Genomic DNA, 19785 nt, shown 5'->3' with positions numbered 1-19785 from the left:
TAGCTCCGAGCATGCTGCTTCGCGGGTAGATTTCCTCACGGGAAACTTTGCGGACCGTAGATCCGTTATTTAGCGTTTTGAGCCCCAAAAGCATGGGGGATCGGACTCAGGATCCGTTATTTGCCCCTAAAATGGGCAAATTCAGAGGAGATTTTGCAAAATAGCGGATTTCCTGTCCGATCGTGTAGGCAAATGTGGTGATTTTGGCAAAATAGCGGAACCCATGTCCGATGTGTCATGATCACCAACCTAAAACCGCGCACTGGAATCCAGTGCGCGTTAGAAGTGGGTCTCTCCATACCTACATGCTGCCTCATACTCTGTGTTACCCAACAACTCCTGATGTTAATCTACTATCATTATTTGCTCCATACCTTGTGCTACTCCGTAACCATATACGTATTGCATCTATGTCCTTATGTTACTCCACTATCATTACGAATTACTTCATAGCCTTACGTTACTCTTCTACCAGACGTATCTCTCCGTACATCCTGTTACTCTATTAATTTTTCATGTATCTCCTTACCAATCTGCTAACTCATTACGTGCTGCATCCTACTATGTGTTACTCTAAATTCCCTAATGTTACTCTATTAACTTAACGTAAAGCGTCTTAACCTACCGGATACTATTACATATACCTGATTCTCCACACGAATGTGCTACTCATTACCATACTATTGCCTCATGCCCTGTTACTCTGTTATCTTACTACTCCACTACCTCAACGTATCGCTCCAAGCCCTAATGTCACTCAACACCATCTACATCCTGACCGCATAACCAACTATTGTTCTATCTCCACTAAACACTGTTTCTACCACCGTGCTGCTCTACTACCATTGAGCTTCCTATTACCATTCGGTTACGGTGCCGTCCACCGTACGCCATACCGGATTGCGCCATTGGTGGCCTATAGCGGCCATCTCGCGCACTTTCTCTTCATTGATCTCAATGCCCAGCCCAGGCTTGGTCAGCCGTTTAACGAAGCCTGCCTCGTATTCGAACACGGAAGGATCGGCCAAATAATCGAGCAGGTCGGAGCCTTGATTATAATGGATGCCGAGGCTCTGCTCCTGGATAAACGCGTTCGGCGTGCAGAAATCGAGCTGCAGCGACGAGGCGAGTGCGATCGGGCCGAGCGGGCAATGCGGGGCTACAGCTACGTCGAACGCCTCAGCCATTGCGGCGATTTTGCGCACTTCCCAGATGCCGCCGGCGTGGCTTAAGTCCGGCTGGATAATATCGACGCCGCCCTGCGTAAGGAGGCGCTTGAAGTCCCACCGCGTATACATCCGCTCGCCGGTGGCTATAGGTACGCTCGAACCCTTGGTGATTTCGAGCAGCGCTTCATTGTTCTCGGAGAGCACCGGCTCTTCGATGAACATCGGCTTGAACGGCTCCATCTCCTTGATCAGCACCTTGGCCATCGTCTTATGGACGCGGCCGTGCAGATCGACGCCGATGCCGTGCCCGCTGCCGATCGCCTCGCGCACCGCCGCCAAACGCTCGACCGCTTCCTCCACCTTCTGGAAAGAGTCGATCCACTCCATCTCGGCGGTGCCGTTCATCTTGATCGCAGTATAGCCCTGCGCGATCTTCTCCTTGGCGGACTCAGCCACATCAGATGGCTTGTCTCCGCCGATCCAGGCGTAGACGCGCATCTTGTCGCGCACCGGTCCGCCTAACAAATCGTACACAGGCACGCCGAGGCTCTTGCCCTTGATGTCCCACAGCGCCTGCTCGATTCCCGATATGGCGCTGGTCAAAATCGGCCCGCCGCGGTAAAAGCCGCCGCGATACAGCACCTGCCACAAGTCTTCGATGTGGCCCGGATCCCTGCCGATCAGAAACTCGCTCATCTCCTCCACGGCGGCACGCACCGTATCGGCTTTCCCTTCGACGATCGGCTCCCCCCAGCCGACGATGCCGTCGTCCGTCGTCACCTTCAGAAACAGCCATCGCGGCGGTACCTTGAACAACTCCATTGATCTGATCTTCATGAATGATCCTCTCCTTTGCGGAATTCAGTGAGCATATCTTCGAGATGACACTTCATCAGCGTCCGCGCTTGCGTCGGATTTCGCTCGATGATGGCCTTAGCGATCAGGAAATGGTAGGACGACGCTTTCTCGTCCATCCCCTCCCACTTCATCGATTGCCGTCTGCTGTCTATCAGCAGATCGCCAATCCGGTCAAGCATGTGATACATGATCTCGTTGTGAGAAGCTTTGGCGATAAGCTCGTGAAACAGCATATCTTCCTTCAGAAAATCGCGCTTCTTCTCGATTTTCCGCTTCATCGCCTCGGCCGCCTCCAGAATCGCTTGCGCCTCCTCGGCCGAAGCCTTCTCCGCGGCAAGCGCAGCTAGCTCCGGCTCGACGATCAGCCGGGCTTCCGTGAGCTGCAGCATCGTTGCCCGCTCCAGGAAATCGAGCCGGTTGGCCGGCGCATCGGACAATTCGTTGTCCACATACGTTCCTCTGCCCTGCTCGATGCGCAATATTTTTTGCTTGCCGAGAATTCGCACCGCTTCGCGAACGGACGAAATGCCGACACCGAGCTCGGCGGAGAGCTGCTCCAACGGCGGAAGCTGCTCTCCCTGCTTCCAAACGCCTTCTTTGATGTTTTGCTTGATTTGGTCGTAAACGGTTTCATAAGTCAGTTTTTTACTCAGCTTCATCACCTGCAAACTCTTCTTCACAAATCAATTTTCGATGCATAAATAATAAATTCATCATATCTATTTTCAATATAGTACAAAACATATGATGATTCAATACCCATTTGAACAATTCATTATAATTTTCGGTTGTACAAGAATCCTTGGACTGCTATGCTTGTAAGAAAAATCCAACAGGAGGCGACGCGTTTGAATTACCGCTTCAGTGAGCTAGCCCCGGAGCCGCAAGCCTTGTTCGATTTGTATGATTCCGTACAGTGGAACGAATTTTTACAGCTGTCCAAAGAGCGTCTGTTCCAAGCCATAGAACAAAGCTGGTATGCGATCCATGTTTACGACGATGAAAAGCTGATTGGGACAGGGCGCGTCATTTCAGATGGAGTCATCAATGCCGTACTATGCGGGATCGCCGTGCATCCCGATTACCGGAGGCAGGGCATCGGCTCGGACATCGTTCGCGGACTGGTGAGCAAGTGCCGGGAATCGCGTCTTCATATTCAGCTGTTTTGCACGGAGGATAAAGCCGATTATTACCGACATTTAGGCTTTGAGACCTTTGCTGTCGGCATGAAGGAGCAAGGAAATGTGGAGGAAGCCGAATGAACAAGTACAAAATCATTCTCTTTGACTTGGACGGAACCTTATCCGATCCCAAAGAAGGAATTACCCGGAGCGTTCAATACGCCCTCGAAAAGCTAGGGGTTGTCGAGCCCGATCTGGATCGGCTTGAGCCCTTTATCGGCCCGCCGCTGCAGGAATCATTCTCGGCCGTCTATGCATTTGATGATGAGAAGACAAAGCTCGCCATTGATTATTACAGAGAGCGATTCAAAGAAACCGGCATGTTTGAGAACGAGCTGTACCCCGGTATCGAACCCCTGTTGGCACAGCTGAAGGCAGAGGGCAAGCGGCTCGCGGTCGCCACCTCGAAGCCTACCGTGTTTGCTGAGCGTATTTTGCAATATTTCCGTATCAATTCTTATTTTGATTTTGTTGTCGGCAGCCATCTCGATGGTACGAGAATCTCCAAGACCGAAATCATTCAATACATTCTGGATGAGCTGAGCTCCTATAAGAAGCAGGATTTTATTATGATAGGCGATAGAAAGCATGACATCATCGGGGCGAAAAATATGGGGATCGACTCCATAGGAGTCGCTTACGGATATGGGAGCTTCGACGAGCTGCATAAGGCGAATCCGACTTTTATCGTTCATGAGGTGGAGCAGCTGGGCTCTATTCTTCGATAGCGGCAAATCATAAGGAAGCGGCTGCCGGCAAATCAGCAGCCGCGTTATGCCGAACGGTCGGATTCATTCTTGCTCCTCCAGTAACAGCTGGTTTAAAAGTTGCATTCTTTCCATCCAAAACTTCCTGTAAAACGATAACCAATCCTCAATTTCTCTCAATGGAGCGGCATTCAGCCGATATCTCGTTTCCCTTCCCACCTTTTGGCTGGTTACGAGACCGGCATCCTTAAGAATAGTCAAATGCTTAGAAACTGCAGTACGACCCATCTGAAAATGTACCGTTAATGCATTGAGAGGCAGCTCTCCCGCATCTGCCAGCAAACGCAGCAGCTTACGCCGAGTTGGATCTGCGACGGCGGCGTAAATATCTTGTGATTGATCGTCCTCCATACCACCCTCTCCAATCATCCTCAATGTAGTGCATGTCGTCCTACTCATATTATTGACACTAAGAAGTGTCCTGTCAACGCATTACAGGATACGGATGGATGTGATTCTTATGGAAATTTTCAAAACAAAAAGGACACCCTTTAGGCGTCCTTGTTCATCGTTATCGCTATCTTCCTTATGGTCCTGGGTTCAATTGAAACGTAAAGGAAAGGGTTACGGCTGTTTGTAATTGGACGTCGGTGGCATCATAAGAAATGATAACCCTTGGCGTCTCTCCCAAATCATTAAATATCCGTACCCGAGTCGGTGATCTGAAGCCGGCTGATCTTAACAGAGCTCTCATTTGCAGGACTCTTTTGTTGGTGCCTGTTTGCGTATCGCCAATAATATCTTCAAATTTCTTTCTGAACTGTACGTCATCCGCCAATTTCGTATTTAATCTAGCAATTTCAAATAATACTTGCCTGACTGTGGCCGCCATAAGATTCCTCCTAAAAATAAGATAGGATATCTTATGAACCAATGAATGCTCGTGCTTGTACTAAATGACATGCTGTCTAACAACTAGAAACTATTTCAAAAGCGGAAATTTAGAATCCGGTTTTATAGACTCTTCGGTTTAGCTTTCTCCATTAGAAATGAAGGTATTGCAACCAAGCTACTAAAAGAGCTAATCCATATAGCTACCGACAGAGAATACGCTACATTAGTTGCCGGAATCGACGCTGCAAATGGGAAAAGTATTAAGCTTCATGAAAAATTGGGCTTTGAATATTCCGGAGTCATAAAAAAGCAGGATACAAATTTGATCAATGGCTTGATCTTGCTTTTTATCAATTGGATTTGAAGGGTCCTGCTATGCCTGTGGAAGGATAAACGCATAACGATATAAGCAGTTGTTAGATGCGAATCATGAAACAGAGTTATATTTCTTCAGCTTTCGGGTAAACCATAGTACAGCCCAAACCCGAAAGGAGTGATACCGATGTCCCATGAAAAAGTCCGGCTGGAGCCGGAAGCGCAAGCCTTCGTGGAGGCTGCGGCCAATCCCCCGTACCTGTATGATCTCGGCCCCGAGAAAGGCCGCAAAAAGGTAGACGAAGTGCAATCCGATCCGGTTACGAAGCCGGATGCGGAAATAACCGAGCTCACGATACCCGGAGGCCCTGGCGGGAAGGTGCCGGTAACGATGGTAAAACCGAAAAACGCCTCAGCCCCGCTGCCTGTTATCGTCTACATCCATGGGGCAGGCTGGGTATTCGGCAACGCGCACACGCACGACCGGCTGATCCGCGAGCTGGCCGTCGGATCGCAGTCCGCCGTCGTCTTCCCGAATTACAGCCTATCTCCGGAGAGCAAGTATCCGACGGCTATCGAGGAGATTTACGCCGTCGTCCAATGGGTGGCCGAGCGCGGCCCGGTAATCGGCGCAGACCCTTCCAGACTGACGGTCGCCGGTGACAGCGTAGGCGGCAACATGACCGCCGCCGTCACACTGATGGCCAAGGAGCGCGGAGGGCCTGCGATCCATAAGCAATTGCTGTTTTATCCGGTAACGGACGCCTCGTTCGATACCGGATCTTACAAGCAGTTCGCAGAAGGATACTTTCTGAGCCGCGAAGGCATGCAGTGGTTCTGGGACCAGTACACGACCGATCCGGCGGAGCGGTCACACATTACAGCGTCCCCTCTCCGCGCTTCCGTAGAGCAGCTCGCCGGACTCCCCCCGGCGCTAATCATTACGGCGGAAGCCGATGTTCTGCGCGATGAGGGGGAGGCTTACGCCAACAAGCTTCGCGAAGCCGGCGTGAGAGTGACGGCGGTCCGGTTCCAGGGCATCATCCATGACTTTGTCATGCTGAATGCACTGGCCGGGACCGCCGCAGCGAGAGGCGCCGTGGCTCTGGCCAATGCTTGGCTCTAGGAAAGCGCAGACGCACTCTAGGCGACTATATAACCGAAGCAGAAAGCCGCTTACCTCCCTCAATGGAAGTAAGCGGCTTTTTTATCGGCAGATGCCAGATAGCATCCTGAATCCGATTATACGGATTGAATCGACTCCGCGTTCATCCGGTTTCCTTCTGAATGCTTCTTCGCTTGACTTTTAAATGCAGCCAGCCGGTGATGACAAATGTAAGAGCCTGCCAATATAGCGAAGAAGATAATAAACGTCAGATATCCGCTGGCTGGATCTCCTACAGCGATAATTGAATACATAGCACCTGCCATATCAAAGGCCAGGCCGGCATACGCCCATTCTTTAATCCGCGGAAAGCCTGGGATCCAAATGGCTATGACACCCAGCAATTTGGCGACTCCCAAGAAGGGCAGAAGATAGGCAGGATAGCCAAGATGCTCGAATAAAACAACGGCTTCAGGTGCGGACATAATGTTAGGAATGGAACCGACTCCCATAACAAGCGACAGCAACACGGTACAAACATAGTAGAACACAACGGTTTTTTTCATAATTAATCACACGCTCCTTATAGTTTAAATGTCTTCTTACTGCCCAACCATGACAGCTACACGTTCTGCAAGGCGTTCCATCGTTTGCTTCGCTCCCTCTACCGCTCCATACTCTCTGACGACCTTCTCCAGCTCCTCGGCCGATTTGAACAGAGATCGCATCGTGATCTCGGTCTGGCTCCCCATCTCTTCGAACGTTACCGTCACGCGGAATTGTTCTTCTACTTCATTATCGCCATGGGAGTATACCAACCGTTCGGGTCTTACGACTTCAATGTAGACGATTTTATTGTCGTAATCGACTCCGTCCGGACCATGCATCACATAGCTCCATACGCCGCCCGGTCTTACGTCCATGTGACTTATCGTGATCGTGAACCCTTGCGGCCCCCACCAATGCGGGACTTGCTGCGGATCCGTCCAAGCGGAAAATACAAGCTCGCGAGGCGCACGAAACTGCCGCTTGACGATAATCTCCCTATCCTGTACCGACGCTACCGTGCCATTCAGTGCATTGCTGCTCTCTGCCATATCATTCATTCCTCCGTTTTCGTTTTCATGTTTATAATATACCTCAAAGGGAATATTCCTGTAAAGGAATATTTAAAACTTTTTCGTAAAAATATTTTCAGTAACCAGCAGTACTATTAAAAATTAGTACTATATGGAAAATCCATCCTGAATTACACTGATGTTATGGCGCTTAACCGCTGAATGCCTGCTTGATTCGGGAGGATAGGGAATGAACTGGAAGTCAGTGCTGGAAAAGTCGTTGATCTGCTTACTGCTGCTTTTCTTTTTGTTTATCGGTTGGGTGTTTGCCCGCTTTATTATTTTGCTGATGGTTGGACAACGATTTTACCTGCGGTTTGCCGATGCAGCCGCTTGTACGCTGGCGGTATTTATTGTGCTGTGGGTGTTTGCATTTGTAAGAGCCAAAGTGACGAATCTCCTGTTCGTCACCTGCCTTATCGCCGGTTTATCGGCGGTTTCGGTATATGAATATAACCGGCATGCTCGCGACAGCCTGGCAACCGTGAACGAGCAAGGCGTAGATCTTCGCGTCTATCAGCCTTTCGGGAGCAACACGAAGGCCGTCTCCTTGGATGAGCCCTCGACCTTAAAGCTAGCAGCCGACATGCCTAGACTGGACGGCGCAACCGCCCTGTATCCCCTTTATGCTGCGTTTGCACGAGCCGTATACCCTGAAAAAGAATACGATTTCCGGAACAGCGAAGTCATGTGCACCACCACGGCCGACGCTTATTCCAATCTGCTGGAAGGAAAGGCCGATATGATTTTTGCCGCAGCGCCGTCCAAGCAGCAGCTGGAAGCGGCGCGAAGCAAAGGCATCGAACTGAAGCTGACCCCTATCGGCCGCGAAGCGTTCGTCTTTTTCGTCAATTCCCGCAATACGGTGCAGGGGCTGTCCAAAGCCCAGCTGCAGGGCATCTATACAGGGGACATTCGGGACTGGAGCGAGGTTGGCGGCAGCCCCGGCCGAATCCGTGCGTTCCAGCGTCCGGAAAATAGCGGCAGCCAATCGATGCTGCAGCGATGGATGGAGGACAAGCCGCTGATGACGCCTCCGAAAGAAGATATTGCAGCCGGGATGGGGGAAATTATCGATCACACTGCCGTTTACCGAAATTACGAGCAGGCGATCGGGTATTCCTTTCTGTTCTTTGCTACGCAAATGATTCAGCAAGGGGAAATACGGCTGCTGGAGGTTGACGGGATCGCTCCGAATCGGAGCACGATTCAAAACGGACATTATCCTCTTGCCGCGGAATTTTATGCAATTACTACTAGCAGCAGCAACCCGAATGTCGCCCCACTGCTGCAATGGATTTTATCTCCGCAAGGTCAATCGCTTGTCGAAAAGACCGGCTATACGCCATTGTAACCACCCGCGAGCCTTCTCCCTTCAACGACAAAAAAAGCTGCGGATCGATCCGGCAGCTTTTTTTCAATATGAATCTCAAACCGATGGATGCAGCAAGCTTTACGCCGCTTCCACTTTACTACCCTGCTTCGCTTGCTTGATCGTAAGCAAGTAGGCTTCGCCTTCTTTTTTATCGTATTGGCCTTCCCACTTCGCCATAACAACGGCAGCAAGAGAGTTGCCGATGACGTTCACCACCGTGCGCGCCATATCCAGAATGCGGTCGATACCGGCAATGAAGGCAAGACCTTCCACCGGAATCCCGACGGAGCCGAGTGTCGCCAGCAGCACGACGAACGATACTCCAGGCACGCCCGCGATACCTTTCGAAGTGACCATCAAGACGAGAACAAGCGTAATTTGAGCGCTGATCGGCATATCAATGCCGTACATTTGCGCGATGAACAATGCCGCAATAGCCTGGTACAGCGTGGAGCCGTCCAGATTGAACGAGTACCCCGTAGGAATGACAAAGGAAGTAATCGCCTTAGGAACGCCGAACTTCTCCATTTTCTCCATAATTTTCGGCAGCACCGTCTCCGAGCTGGCTGTGGAGTACGCAAGAATGATTTCATCCTTCAGAATCGAGATAATCGACGTGATACGCGTTCCACACATACGGGCCACGAACCCGAGAACGACGAGCACGAACACGAACATGGCACCGTACACCGAAACGACCAGCTTTCCTAGCGGAATCAAGGAGCTTACGCCAAACTTCGAAACCGTAATCCCGATGAGAGCAAATACGCCAAGCGGCGCGAATTTCATAATCTGATTCGTAACCCAGAACATGGCGTCCGCCGTCCCTTGGAAAAACGCCAGGACAGGCTTGCCCTTCTCGCCGATGGCCGCAATCCCGAGGCCGAACATGACGGAGAAGAAAATCACGGCGAGCATATCGCCTCTAGCGAATGCATCGAAAATATTTTTCGGAACGATATTGACGATCGTGTCGGTAAAGCTGTGGGAATGCGAAGCTTTATCGGCAGCATCGACATATTGCTGGATGTCCGATTTCACCAGATGCGTCATATCTACACCTTTGCCCGGGTGAACGATATTCGCGACCAAGAGCCCGAGAAGAATAGCCACGGTTGTAATAATCTCAAAATACAAAATCGATTTGCCGCCCAGCTTGCCCAGCTTCTTGATGTCCCCGACCCCGGCGACACCAATGATCAGCGAAGCGATGACGATAGGCACTACGATCATTTTGATCAAACGGATGAAAATATCCCCGATCGGCTGCAAATACGTTCCGATCATCGGGTTGCCATAAAAGATGGCGCCGACTATAATACCGAGAATAAGACCGATAACAATTTGTATTGCGAGTCCAAACTTTTTCATGTATCATCCCACCTTGGTTCATTTTGTAAAAACGCTTTCTTTTTGGTCCGGATGTCCAGCGGCATAAGTGATGAATGACTTGTATAAAGCATTGTAAATGGCGACCTACAAAACTCTACGAAAATCTACAAAACGCTTTTATCTTTTTGTAAATGATTTGGGTCACACATAGCGAAAGTTCTATTATGGAGATAATACAAGTTGGCGGCAGACGGCCTTTGCTCAACAGATTGTCAAACGCGAGGTGCATCCATTTTGAAAGAATACCGGTTCATTCTGCTTCTTATCATCATCGTCATCCCGCTGGCAGGGGAGTTGAAATTCCGCCCGTTTTACGACGATTTCCGATTCAGTCTCGGCCCGCCCGTTTTCTTCTTCTTTTTGCTGTGGATGCGCCGCCCTTCTCCATGGATCCCCGGCTTCCTGGCCGGCCTGTCGGTAGTTGTATTTCGAATTGCGCTCGACTGGATGTGGGAGGAATCCTTCGATTGGTACGCTTCGCTGCAGCACCACGGCCCTGTTTTCTTCTACTATGTCGCCTATGCAGCCACGTTTGCGCTAACGCAAATCCATAAATTCAAGAGCCGGCCTATCCAGGTCGGACTGCTCGGCGTAGTGCTGGAAATGGCCGCTTCGTGTACGGAATTGTTCTTCCGCTACTCTCTGACCGACAGGCTGATTACGCTGACGATATTGAATCAGATCCTGATCATTGCTTTTTTTCGCAGCTTTGTTGTGGTAGGCTTTATTAATCTGCTGGAGCTTCGCCAATCTCAGGCCTCCGAAGCCTTGCAGCGGCAGCGCAATGAAGAGATGCTTCTGCTTATTTCCCATCTGCACGAGGAATCGATTCATCTGAAGAAAACGCTGCAAAACGCCGAATCGATTACCCGGGAATCGTATGAACTGTATCAATCGTTAAAGAATCATCATCCTCCGCTCGATGGGAGCTATGCTCAAAAGGCGCTCTCCATCGCGGGACAAGTCCACGAAATCAAAAAGGACAACCAGCGCATCTACGCCGGATTGTCCGATCTCATGACGGATGAAACGCTATCGGATTATATGCCGATGGAGGCTCTCGCGGAGCTGATTGTGGCGACGAACCGTAAATATGCGCGGTCGCTTGGCAAAGACATACAGTTTGGGCTTCATATGCAAGGAAGGTATCCTCCTTGTCACGTTTACACCACACTGTCGCTGCTTAATAATCTGGTAGCCAATGCGGTCGAAGCCATTGATTCCGCCGGACAAATCGACTTGTTTGTTTATCCGGCCAAGGATGGGGTAGGCTTCCGGATTGAGGACAGCGGTCCGGGGATTCCGATGAAAGCGCGTGAGCTTGTATTCAAGCCCGGCTATACGACCAAATATGACGCATCCGGCAACCCGTCTACAGGGATCGGTCTCTATTATGTAAAAGAAGCGGTGGAACAGCTCGGGGGAACGATAGATTTGCGAACAGGGGAGGATGATCGAGGGACGATATTCACGCTGCATATCCCAATACATAGTTTAACCAAGGAGGCAGATTAACGATCCATGCGATGCTTTATTACGGATGACGATCCGGCGGTTCGCTCGATGCTCGGTCAAATTATCGAAGACGCGGATATAGGCGAGGTCGTGGGAGAAGCGGATGACGGCAGTAAGGTGGATCCTACACTGCTTGCCGTCAAGCAGGTGGATATTTTGCTGATCGACTTGCTGATGCCCGTCCGGGACGGCATCGAGACGGTGCGTGCCGTGGCTCCCTCTTTCGACGGGAAAATCATCATGATTTCCCAGGTCGAATCCAAAGAGATGATCGGCGAGGCGTACTCGCTCGGGATCGAATACTACATAACGAAGCCGGTCAACCGGCTGGAGGTCATTGCTGTCATGCAAAAGGTTGCCGAACGGATGATGCTGCAGCGATCGATCCGCAACATCCAGCAGACATTGAATTCCATCGGCATGCCGCAGCCTGGCGGCGGCAAGGAGCCGGCGCCCCGGAAGAACGATATTTCGACCGCGGGCAATTATTTGCTGTCCGAGCTTGGCATGATCGGCGAAAGCGGCAGCAAGGATTTGCTTGATATCCTCGAATCCGTATACCAATATGAGCAGCAGAACGGGCTCGAGCAAGGCTTCCCGCCGCTCAATGAAATATTCCATCGGGCGGCCGCAGCCAAGCTGGGACCCGCCGCGGCTTCCGCTGACTTGAAGAAAGAGATCAAAGCCTCCGAGCAAAGGGTGCGACGGGCTATTAACCAGTCGCTGATTCATTTGGCGACGCTCGGCCTGATCGATTACGCCAACCCGAAATTCGAGCAGTATGCAACGAAGTTTTTCGATTTGGCCGAAATCCGCAAAAAAATGCGCGACATCGAGGACCACGAGGAAGCTTCCCCTAGCGCCGTTCGCATCAATGCGAAAAAATTCATTCAAGTGCTGTATCTGGAATCGAGAAGGCTGATGGGACAAGTCTAATCAGCGGGAGCGGCAATCGCTATCGTCGTTCCCCGATCCTCTACAGCCAAAATATGCGGCCGTTCGTTCGGGTTTTTATTAGGCTGATGAATCGTCATGAGCAAGCCGCCAAGAAACCCGTGGAACAGCATGCCGTGGCCTCCATCCTTGCGGTACACCGGCTCCTGCTCATGCACCCACGGCCCCTCAATGTCGCCGTTCAACGACCTTGCAATGCCCATGGCATAGCCTTCTTCCCCGTAGCTCGACCACAGCAGCAGCAAATCGCCCGTTTTGGACGTGTAAAGATAAGGCCCGTCCGTCACGTAAGTATCGTCTCCCCTAGCCGGCCGTACCCATGGCGCTTGCGAAGCGCGGAACAGCGTAAACGGCTCGCTCGCCGCCTCCTTCAAATCCGGGGATAGCCTCATAGCGCATATTTCCCCGTCCTTCACCTGCAGCCACTCACGGCAAAATACGATCCATGGGTCGCCGGCGCGATCTATGTACAGCGTCCCGTCCAGGCACTCCCATTCGGGAGGCGTCACGGGTCCGGCGCCATGCGGCTCGAACGGGCCCGCAGGACGGTCCGAGACCAAGATTTGCGTTGCGCGGCATTGCGATTCCGACTTGAAGCTGGCGAACATATAGTATCGCCCTCTCCACTCGTGTACCTCGGGCGCCCAATAATGGCGGTCCGCCCAGAAGCCGGTATCCGGGCGAAAAGCCGGATAAGGTCCGTCCCATTGCGTTAAATCGTCGCTAATATAGACGTCAAAGCCGTCCGGCCGCCCCGACCAGGCCGTTGCCCCCGGCGTCCCGTATAAGTAATATTTGCGCTCTATTTCAACCGGAACAATAAACGGGTCGCGAATATGGATATCGTTCAGCGTCTTCATCTGCGTACTCCCTTTCTTTTCCTTTTCTTCCCTCTGATTATACTGACAACCCCACCGGAAGTGAAGCTGATGCAAAAAAAGAGACCCGCAAACCAAACGGTGGTTTCGGGTCTAAAATGTATATATATGAAAAGGGGGTCACTGTTTATTATAGGCACCTTTCATTAAACCCAGATGAAAAACAGATTTCAATTTCATTACAATTGGACTAAGCTCTGTTACAGCCGTTGGGGTCGCACCAAACCGGACGGTCGGTTAAGGCATTAAGGGCACATAGTTCCAGATCAGCCATCGCATACTAAAGCTATCGATGATAAGCCGGGGGTTTTCATGAAACACACCATTTTTGTAGTGGAAGACGAGGACAAAATCGCACGTATTCTTCAGCTGGAGCTGGAGCATGACGGATATGGCGTAATGCACGCAGGCAATGGCAGGGAAGCGTTCGAAATGGCTATTGCCGGCGGATGGGATCTGATGCTGCTTGATATTATGCTCCCTGAATTGAGCGGTCTGGAGGTGCTGCGGCGGGTGCGTGAGCACGGAATCATGCTGCCCGTCATCCTGCTGACGGCCCGAGACGCCGTGCCCGACCGCGTCAGCGGGCTCGATCTGGGAGCCAACGACTACGTTACGAAGCCCTTTGCTATAGAGGAGCTGCTGGCACGCATCCGCAATTTGCTGCGCATGGCCCAGCAGCCTGCAGCTGTGGCCGCTTCGTCGGACGAAGAGGTGCGCGTCGACGATTTGACCATGAACATTCGCACCCGCCAAGTGATGCGCGAAGGACAGCAAATCGACATCACGCCGAAGGAGTTCGATCTGCTGCTCTATTTGATCAGCCATCAGGGCGAAGTGCTTTCCCGCGAGCAAATCGTTTCCGAGGTGTGGGGCTACGATTTCATTGGGGATACGAACGTCGTGGATGTCTACATCCGGAACCTGCGGCAAAAGATGGATAAAGGCTTCTCCAGCAAGCTGATCCACACGCTCCGGGGAGTCGGCTACCTCGTCAAGGATAGCGAACAGAAGACATGAGGCTGCGGACCAAAATATCGCTTCTGATCGCCTCCTCCATCTTGATGGTGCTCTTTTTATTTAACATTTTGACCTATTACATGGTTGTAAAAATAACGACCAAGAGCGAGATTACGCTCTTATGGAATGCAGCCCAAACGATAGTGTCCCAGCCGAATATTGTTCGTCCCGAGCTATGGGGCCGGGATAGCTGGCTTCGCCCTCTCCTGCTGCCCCAAGAGATTATAAGGCTGATCGATACGAAGTCCAATATCATCGTTCAGCTTGACTCCACCGGACAGCTGGACAGCTTGCCCGCCGTATTCGATACCCGCACCTTCTCCAAAACGTTATGGACGCGCGAGGCGCTCATCGTGTATATCCAAATGCCGGTAATGGGCGCCGAGGACGAAACGCTCGGCGTTCTGCAGATCGGCCGCAAGCTGGATACGCTGAACGAATATTTGACGATCCTGACAACCGTTCTGATGTTCACCACCGCCTGTGCCGCGTTCCTTTCCGTGATCGGAGGCATGTATTTCGCTAAGGTGATTCTCCGTCCGATCCATGAGCTGGTACAAATTATGGAGTCGATCGAGCGCAACGGGATTTTCAAACGGCTCGTTCTCACCCCTACCAAACATCAGGACGAGCTGTGGAGGCTGACGCATACGTTCAACACAATGATCGGCAAGCTGGAGAACAACTTCACCCGGCAGCAGCAGTTCATTGCCGACGCTTCCCATGAATTGAAAACGCCGCTTACCGTGATCGAAAGCTATGCGAATTTGCTGCAGCGTTGGGGAGGCAACGATGCGGCTCTGCGCGAGGAGGCGATTGAGGCTATCCAATCCGAAGCGGCGCGTCTTCGCAATTTGACCCAGTCCCTGCTCACGGTCGCCAATCTGGAGGCGGAGGCGAACAAGGGCTGGATCCATTTCGAGCTTGGCGACGTCGTCAGGACAACCGCCGCTTCCTTGAAGCGAACGTTTCACCGGGACATCCAGCTGGACAACCAGCTCGAGATCAACCGGATGTTCGGAGATCCGGAAAAAGTAAAGCAGCTGCTCATCATCTTGCTGGACAATGCCATCAAATACAGCCACAAGCCGGTGCTCATTACGCTTAAGCACGATCCCCGCGATCCGGAAATTGTGGAGCTGCAGGTTATCGATCAGGGGATCGGCATCGAAAAATCGGAAATCCCGCGTCTGTTTGACCGGTTTTACCGCGTGGATCAGGCGCGAAGCCGCACTTCGGGCGGCAGCGGTCTCGGACTCGCCATCGCTCGCCGTATCGCGCAATCGCATAAGGGCACGATCAGCATTACAAGCACTCCCGGTGAAGGAACCCAGGTTACGGTGCGGCTTCCTCTCAATCTCGATTCGATGGCTCCGTCGGATTTATGAAATAAGTGAAGTTGGAAAAACCAAATTAACAATATGGAGGAGTCACCGTGTCAGAAAGAATCTCTAACCCTTCGGGAAAAATGCACTTTATGTTATGGTCCACACCACCAAGAACAACTTTTCCTCAGGACATGACCAATGAAGAACGAAGCATCATGATGCAGCACATCGCTTATTGGACGGATAAGCAGAATCAGGGAATTGCTCTGGTGTTCGGACCGGTTCGAAATCCGGCCTCTCCGCATGGACTTGCCATCATTGAAGTTGAGAATGAGGCTCAAGTCCCGCAGCTCATCGCTGAAGACCCTGCTGTTATTGCAGGTATAATGACAACGGAATTTCACCCCATGCTGGCAACATTGCCGAAATAACCTATTTTAATGATAAAGCCGATCATTCCCTTTTGGAGAATATCGGCTTTGTAAGTCATCGCATCGGCTCACGAGCAAGCCAATCCGGTTCAGTAACGCGCCTGCCGCGTTCGTATGAGATCCATGCGGATCCGATGCGGACCGTGGTTCCGTTATTTCACCAAACATCGCTCCATTTGCAGAGTGATCGGACTACAGATCCTCTATTTAGCCAAAACACACTGTGTTCACCGGTAAATAAGCAAATAACGACCTCTATGTCCGATCGCACTCCAAACGCAGGAATAATCCAGGAAATAGCGGATTTCCTGTCCGATGAATCGCATCCGCTCACATGAGCTGCTTATTTCCGCACCCTTGCACCAAGGGATTCGAACAACCACTAAGGAGCTCCTCCGAAATCTGCAGTATTCTCAATCCCGCAGCCTTTCGACAAGCCATACAGCATTCAGGCACAGTCTTCTCTACACGTCCCGCGATTTTTGCAGCAGCCGCTTGGCGGCATTGCGGTCCTCCACCTGAAGCTTGTTCAACAGATTCGATACATAGTTGGCTACGGTCTTGGCGCTAATATGCAGCCGGGCGGCGATTTGCGCGTTGCTGTCGCCTTCGGCGATCCGCTCCAATATTTCCATTTCCCTCCGCGTTAGCTCGGAAAAGGTATCGTCATCGGCCATCACCGTTCTGGACGTGGAGAAGTAGTGCATCATCCGCTCAGCAATATCCGATCCGAACACCGCTCCGCCGCTGCCGACCATCCGGATCGACTGCAGCAGCTCCGTTTCATCGGCATCCTTGAGCACGTAGCCTTTGGCGCCCGCCCGCAAGGCGGTAAACACCGATTGGTCCTCGCGGAACATCGTCAGAATGATCACTTCGATCTGAGGATATTGCGCTTTGATCAGGCGGGTGGCCTCAATCCCGTTCAACCCCGGCATCCGGATGTCCATCAGAATCAAATCCGGACGCAGCGTTCCGGCCAGCTCCAAAGCTTCATCTCCCGTAGAAGCTTCGCCCACGACGTGAAGATCGTCCGTCGTCTTGAGCAAATTCCGCACCCCGTTGCGGAACAGAGGGTGATCGTCGGCTATTAATATGTTCAAATGAATGTCCCCTTTCCTTTTTCCTGCAGCTACAGCAGCTTCTGCTGTCGTTATCTTGTTACAGCGGTATAATGGCCAAAACCCGCGTCCCCCCCTGCTCCATCCGCTCGATCGTGCACTGCCCCCCAAGCTCGGCGGCCCGCTCCTTGATCGATACAAGGCCGATGCCGCCCTTGTTTGAAGCTTGCTGGAGATGGGGCCGGGGATGCAGCCCCGACCCGTTGTCCGTCACTTCGGCGATCAGCTGGCTGGACGGCGTGATGTCGAGCCGAACCGTGCAGGATGTCGCCTCGGCATGCTTGATGACGTTGACCAGCGACTCCGTCACGATCCGGTAAGCAGCTACTTCGACGGCGGCCGGAAGCTCGGGCAGCGGCTGCGGGGCGAGCAGCTTCACATGCAGCGCAGCTGTTCCCTGATCGGCCAACAGACGGGCCGGCTTCGTCAATTCCTCGATCCTTTCCTGGATCGCATTGATCAATCCGAGCTCATCCAAGGTAGGCGGACGCAAATCGTGGACCATCGTCCGGATCTCATCTACCGTCGAGCGGATCACCTTGCGCAGGTCCGTAAGCATTTCTATGGCCGTCTCCGGCTCCTTCTCAACATACTTTTGTGCCGTTGCGGCATTCAGGGCAAGCGCAGCAAGCTTCGGGGCGAGGCCGTCGTGCAAGTTTTTGCGGATTTGCCGGCGTTCCTCCTCCCGCGCCAGCACAAGCTGTTCGCGCGACTCCTGCAAATCCTGCGCCAGCAGCTTCATACCAAGCGTCATATTGACATTTTCCACAATCGGACCGGCCTGGTGCAGCAGCACATCCAGAAATTTGAGGTCCTCCGACGAGAAAGCTTCGCCCGGCGACCGGCTGGCCAAATGCAAGGTTCCAATTTCTTTGCCGCGATGAATAATGGAGAATGGCATGATTTCATTGACAGGCTCTCCTGCCGCTGCAACCAGCGTATCCTGGCCGCCTACGCCAATCGCTATACCCGTGTACGGCAGCCTCAGCGCATCCTTGACCGTTTTGGCCACCGCATCGAGCATTGCATCCGGCGCCAAAGGCTGAACGAGCTGACTGCCCAGCTCGAGCAGTACGGCGTAAGGGTCGTCATGGCGCCCCTTCATCAATCGGTTGACGAAGCGCTGCAGCCATTCCTTGAGCGGAGCAAACGCTACCGCTACGACAGCCGTGGCAAGAAGCGAGACGACGAAGTTATCTTTGGTCTGGAACAAACGGCTTAAATACAGAACGGCAAACGTATAGAGAGCTATCACACTGACGGAAAGCGCCAAATAAACGAGCGTCCGCTTGACCAGCGGGTCGATATCCCACAGCCGGTGCCTCAGAACCGCCAAAGTTAACGTTAACGGAATGGCCGTCAAGGACATATTGAGCAGTGCATTCAAAAAGACATAGGTCAGCGCGGTACCGTCGTTATGGTTTGGATCGAACATGATGCTCAGCACGATAAATCCGACCACGCCTACCGACACCCCGAACACGACCCACTTGGTCTGCTGCCGCTGCGCCGGCGACGATACTTTGCGGAAACGGTATACTTGCGAGTAAATCAGAATCAAGGTAGAGGATGTATACCAGAGTAATTGAAAGTATGGGGGAATATCCAGCGCCGTCCATATGCTTCCGCCATAAAACAAATTCGTAGCATCGAAGGCGGCGATAAATATAAAAGCGAAGCCCGTCCATTTGGGCACGAACGATCCGTTCGGAAACAGTAAGAACAAAAGCGACAAGCTGACCCAGCCCAGTGTTGCAACGATCATAAACCAGTTTTGATGCCATATGGATTCCTGGGAAGCAACCCATATGAGTGACGGGAACGACGTCCCGAAGGCAACCATGGCAAGAACGGCGAGCAATCCCATAGGCTCTCGCTTGCCCTTCCAAAAGATTACGAAGGCAGCCCCGTAAAATAGCAATGTAAACAAACTGTCGATCAACACGAACAGCACGCCATACGTTTCGAGCGACAGATCAATATTCATGGCATTGGACAATGGCATAGACGGAATCCACAGCCCGCAGCCTTGAACAATACAGCGGGACACCAGCTCATTGTAATAACCGGGAATACTTCCGGCATACATAATCACCGTGACGGCGCTGAAAAAGACAACAGCCAGCCTCAGCAGCCTGATCAATCCGTGGTTTCGCGGTAATAGATCCGTCTCTTTTGTCAAACGGCCCTTGGTTTCTAGGGTCATTGCGATCCGCCTTCCTTGATTTTGCATGGTACCTGGCTAGCTTCTTTTGCAAAAGAAAACCGATACCGAGGAAAAATTCCCCGTTTTCCTTCATTATAATCGGCGTCATCAAGCTTGAATACGGTTGGTTCGGAATTTCCCGACCCCTTCCTCCTTTCTTCCCGAAATGATCACGGCTCGACTTCCCATAACAGGTGAGGGTCCTACTCTGTTTTCCA

At 51.9% G+C, this 19785-nt stretch carries 19 protein-coding genes and 1 pseudogene; 10 read left to right on the top strand and 10 right to left on the bottom strand.

From position 1 onward, the window contains the following. Positions 1–857 precede the first annotated feature (857 nt). Together dgoD and DVH26_RS04265 are read right to left on the bottom strand one after the other, a co-directional pair. Positions 858–2006 (bottom strand): galactonate dehydratase, encoded by a 1149-nt coding sequence (dgoD, locus tag DVH26_RS04270; RefSeq protein WP_239631457.1) that lies wholly within the window; start codon positions 2004–2006, stop codon positions 858–860. Further along, entirely contained in the window at positions 2003–2686 is a 684-nt protein-coding gene (locus DVH26_RS04265) for a FadR/GntR family transcriptional regulator (RefSeq protein WP_239631454.1), read from the bottom strand. Before DVH26_RS04265 ends, dgoD begins: the two co-directional genes overlap by 4 nt. 189 nt (positions 2687–2875) lie before the next feature. Between DVH26_RS04265 and DVH26_RS04260 the strand changes: the two genes are divergently transcribed. Together DVH26_RS04260 and DVH26_RS04255 are read left to right on the top strand one after the other, a co-directional pair. After that, positions 2876–3289 (top strand): GNAT family N-acetyltransferase, encoded by a 414-nt coding sequence (locus tag DVH26_RS04260; RefSeq protein WP_239631452.1) that lies wholly within the window; start codon positions 2876–2878, stop codon positions 3287–3289. Next, complete coding sequence (locus DVH26_RS04255; RefSeq protein WP_239631450.1) at positions 3286–3936, top strand: HAD family hydrolase; 651 nt, start codon at positions 3286–3288, stop codon at positions 3934–3936. Before DVH26_RS04260 ends, DVH26_RS04255 begins: the two co-directional genes overlap by 4 nt. A 63-nt stretch (positions 3937–3999) precedes the next feature. Here the strand turns inward: DVH26_RS04255 and DVH26_RS04250 are convergent, their stop codons facing one another. Further along, a complete protein-coding gene (locus DVH26_RS04250) occupies positions 4000–4326 on the bottom strand; it encodes an ArsR/SmtB family transcription factor (protein ID WP_239631448.1) in 327 nt (108 codons plus the stop codon). 175 nt (positions 4327–4501) lie between these two features. Beyond that, on the bottom strand, positions 4502–4807 hold the full coding sequence (locus DVH26_RS04245) for a hypothetical protein (RefSeq protein ID WP_239631445.1): 306 nt from the start codon (positions 4805–4807) through the stop codon (positions 4502–4504). Positions 4808–4960: 153 nt separating this feature from the next. Here DVH26_RS04245 and DVH26_RS04240 point away from each other — a divergent pair. Together DVH26_RS04240 and DVH26_RS04235 are read left to right on the top strand one after the other, a co-directional pair. Then, positions 4961–5202: pseudogene (locus tag DVH26_RS04240) on the top strand (N-acetyltransferase family protein); the annotation flags it as partial. A gap of 109 nt (positions 5203–5311) precedes the next feature. After that, a complete protein-coding gene (locus DVH26_RS04235; RefSeq protein WP_239631442.1) occupies positions 5312–6250 on the top strand; it encodes an alpha/beta hydrolase in 939 nt (312 codons plus the stop codon). Between the two features lie 116 nt (positions 6251–6366). On the opposite strand, the gene DVH26_RS04230 is transcribed toward DVH26_RS04235, so the two are convergent. Both DVH26_RS04230 and DVH26_RS04225 read right to left on the bottom strand, forming a co-directional pair. Then, positions 6367–6795 (bottom strand): DoxX family protein, encoded by a 429-nt coding sequence (locus tag DVH26_RS04230; protein WP_239631440.1) that lies wholly within the window; start codon positions 6793–6795, stop codon positions 6367–6369. A 36-nt stretch (positions 6796–6831) separates the two neighbouring features. Beyond that, complete coding sequence (locus DVH26_RS04225; protein WP_239631437.1) at positions 6832–7326, bottom strand: SRPBCC family protein; 495 nt, start codon at positions 7324–7326, stop codon at positions 6832–6834. A gap of 211 nt (positions 7327–7537) precedes the next feature. Here DVH26_RS04225 and DVH26_RS04220 point away from each other — a divergent pair, with 211 nt between their 5' ends. Further along, complete coding sequence (locus tag DVH26_RS04220) at positions 7538–8701, top strand: PstS family phosphate ABC transporter substrate-binding protein (RefSeq protein WP_239631435.1); 1164 nt, start codon at positions 7538–7540, stop codon at positions 8699–8701. 99 nt (positions 8702–8800) lie between these two features. Here DVH26_RS04220 and DVH26_RS04215 read toward each other — a convergent pair whose 3' ends face one another. Then, positions 8801–10093 (bottom strand): cation:dicarboxylate symporter family transporter, encoded by a 1293-nt coding sequence (locus tag DVH26_RS04215; protein ID WP_239631432.1) that lies wholly within the window; start codon positions 10091–10093, stop codon positions 8801–8803. A 255-nt stretch (positions 10094–10348) separates the two neighbouring features. Here DVH26_RS04215 and DVH26_RS04210 point away from each other — a divergent pair, with 255 nt between their 5' ends. Further along, positions 10349–11629: a sensor histidine kinase gene (locus DVH26_RS04210; RefSeq protein ID WP_239631429.1), complete on the top strand. Its 1281-nt coding sequence runs from the start codon at positions 10349–10351 to the stop codon at positions 11627–11629. 6 nt (positions 11630–11635) lie between these two features. Continuing rightward, entirely contained in the window at positions 11636–12565 is a 930-nt protein-coding gene (locus DVH26_RS04205; protein WP_239631426.1) for a response regulator, read from the top strand. On the opposite strand, the gene DVH26_RS04200 is transcribed toward DVH26_RS04205, so the two are convergent. Further along, positions 12562–13443, bottom strand: a complete 882-nt coding sequence (locus DVH26_RS04200) for a glycoside hydrolase family 43 protein (protein WP_239631423.1) — start codon at positions 13441–13443, stop codon at positions 12562–12564. The genes DVH26_RS04205 and DVH26_RS04200 overlap by 4 nt on opposite strands. A gap of 330 nt (positions 13444–13773) precedes the next feature. Here DVH26_RS04200 and DVH26_RS04195 point away from each other — a divergent pair, with 330 nt between their 5' ends. From DVH26_RS04195 to DVH26_RS04185, 3 genes are read left to right on the top strand one after another with little or no spacing between them, the layout of a single operon-like run. Next, complete coding sequence (locus DVH26_RS04195) at positions 13774–14481, top strand: response regulator transcription factor (protein WP_239631421.1); 708 nt, start codon at positions 13774–13776, stop codon at positions 14479–14481. Then, entirely contained in the window at positions 14478–15869 is a 1392-nt protein-coding gene (locus DVH26_RS04190; protein WP_239631418.1) for a sensor histidine kinase, read from the top strand. The genes DVH26_RS04195 and DVH26_RS04190 overlap by 4 nt, the downstream gene beginning before the upstream one ends. A gap of 47 nt (positions 15870–15916) precedes the next feature. Then, on the top strand, positions 15917–16240 hold the full coding sequence (locus DVH26_RS04185; protein WP_239631416.1) for a YciI family protein: 324 nt from the start codon (positions 15917–15919) through the stop codon (positions 16238–16240). A 464-nt stretch (positions 16241–16704) separates the two neighbouring features. On the opposite strand, the gene DVH26_RS04180 is transcribed toward DVH26_RS04185, so the two are convergent. Beyond that, the gene (locus DVH26_RS04180; protein ID WP_239631413.1) at positions 16705–17343 is read right to left on the bottom strand and encodes a response regulator transcription factor; all 639 of its coding nucleotides are present in this window, start codon (positions 17341–17343) and stop codon (positions 16705–16707) included. A 58-nt stretch (positions 17344–17401) separates the two neighbouring features. Beyond that, positions 17402–19567, bottom strand: a complete 2166-nt coding sequence (locus DVH26_RS04175; RefSeq protein WP_239631411.1) for a sensor histidine kinase — start codon at positions 19565–19567, stop codon at positions 17402–17404. Between the last annotated feature and the right edge of the window lie 218 nt (positions 19568–19785).

This window comes from Paenibacillus sp. H1-7 (assembly GCF_022354825.1).
In the GTDB taxonomy this organism is placed as follows: domain Bacteria; phylum Bacillota; class Bacilli; order Paenibacillales; family NBRC-103111; genus Paenibacillus_S.
The sequence above is the reverse complement of the archived record's forward strand: the minus strand, read 5'-3'. Positions and strand labels throughout refer to the sequence as shown.

What these genes read in the sequence shown, in the direction of transcription:
- DVH26_RS04215 (WP_239631432.1), bottom strand. Translation starts at nt 10,093, where the DNA reads ATGAAAAAGTTTGGACTCGCAATACAAATTGTTATCGGTCTTATTCTC.
- DVH26_RS04230 (WP_239631440.1), bottom strand. Translation starts at nt 6,795, where the DNA reads ATGAAAAAAACCGTTGTGTTCTACTATGTTTGTACCGTGTTGCTGTCG.
- DVH26_RS04255 (WP_239631450.1), top strand. Translation starts at nt 3,286, where the DNA reads ATGAACAAGTACAAAATCATTCTCTTTGACTTGGACGGAACCTTATCC.
- DVH26_RS04265 (WP_239631454.1), bottom strand. Translation starts at nt 2,686, where the DNA reads ATGAAGCTGAGTAAAAAACTGACTTATGAAACCGTTTACGACCAAATC.
- DVH26_RS04205 (WP_239631426.1), top strand. Translation starts at nt 11,636, where the DNA reads ATGCGATGCTTTATTACGGATGACGATCCGGCGGTTCGCTCGATGCTC.
- dgoD (WP_239631457.1), bottom strand. Translation starts at nt 2,006, where the DNA reads ATGAAGATCAGATCAATGGAGTTGTTCAAGGTACCGCCGCGATGGCTG.
- DVH26_RS04175 (WP_239631411.1), bottom strand. Translation starts at nt 19,567, where the DNA reads ATGACCCTAGAAACCAAGGGCCGTTTGACAAAAGAGACGGATCTATTA.
- DVH26_RS04225 (WP_239631437.1), bottom strand. Translation starts at nt 7,326, where the DNA reads ATGGCAGAGAGCAGCAATGCACTGAATGGCACGGTAGCGTCGGTACAG.
- DVH26_RS04235 (WP_239631442.1), top strand. Translation starts at nt 5,312, where the DNA reads ATGTCCCATGAAAAAGTCCGGCTGGAGCCGGAAGCGCAAGCCTTCGTG.
- DVH26_RS04195 (WP_239631421.1), top strand. Translation starts at nt 13,774, where the DNA reads ATGAAACACACCATTTTTGTAGTGGAAGACGAGGACAAAATCGCACGT.
- DVH26_RS04220 (WP_239631435.1), top strand. Translation starts at nt 7,538, where the DNA reads ATGAACTGGAAGTCAGTGCTGGAAAAGTCGTTGATCTGCTTACTGCTG.
- DVH26_RS04250 (WP_239631448.1), bottom strand. Translation starts at nt 4,326, where the DNA reads ATGGAGGACGATCAATCACAAGATATTTACGCCGCCGTCGCAGATCCA.
- DVH26_RS04245 (WP_239631445.1), bottom strand. Translation starts at nt 4,807, where the DNA reads ATGGCGGCCACAGTCAGGCAAGTATTATTTGAAATTGCTAGATTAAAT.
- DVH26_RS04200 (WP_239631423.1), bottom strand. Translation starts at nt 13,443, where the DNA reads ATGAAGACGCTGAACGATATCCATATTCGCGACCCGTTTATTGTTCCG.
- DVH26_RS04190 (WP_239631418.1), top strand. Translation starts at nt 14,478, where the DNA reads ATGAGGCTGCGGACCAAAATATCGCTTCTGATCGCCTCCTCCATCTTG.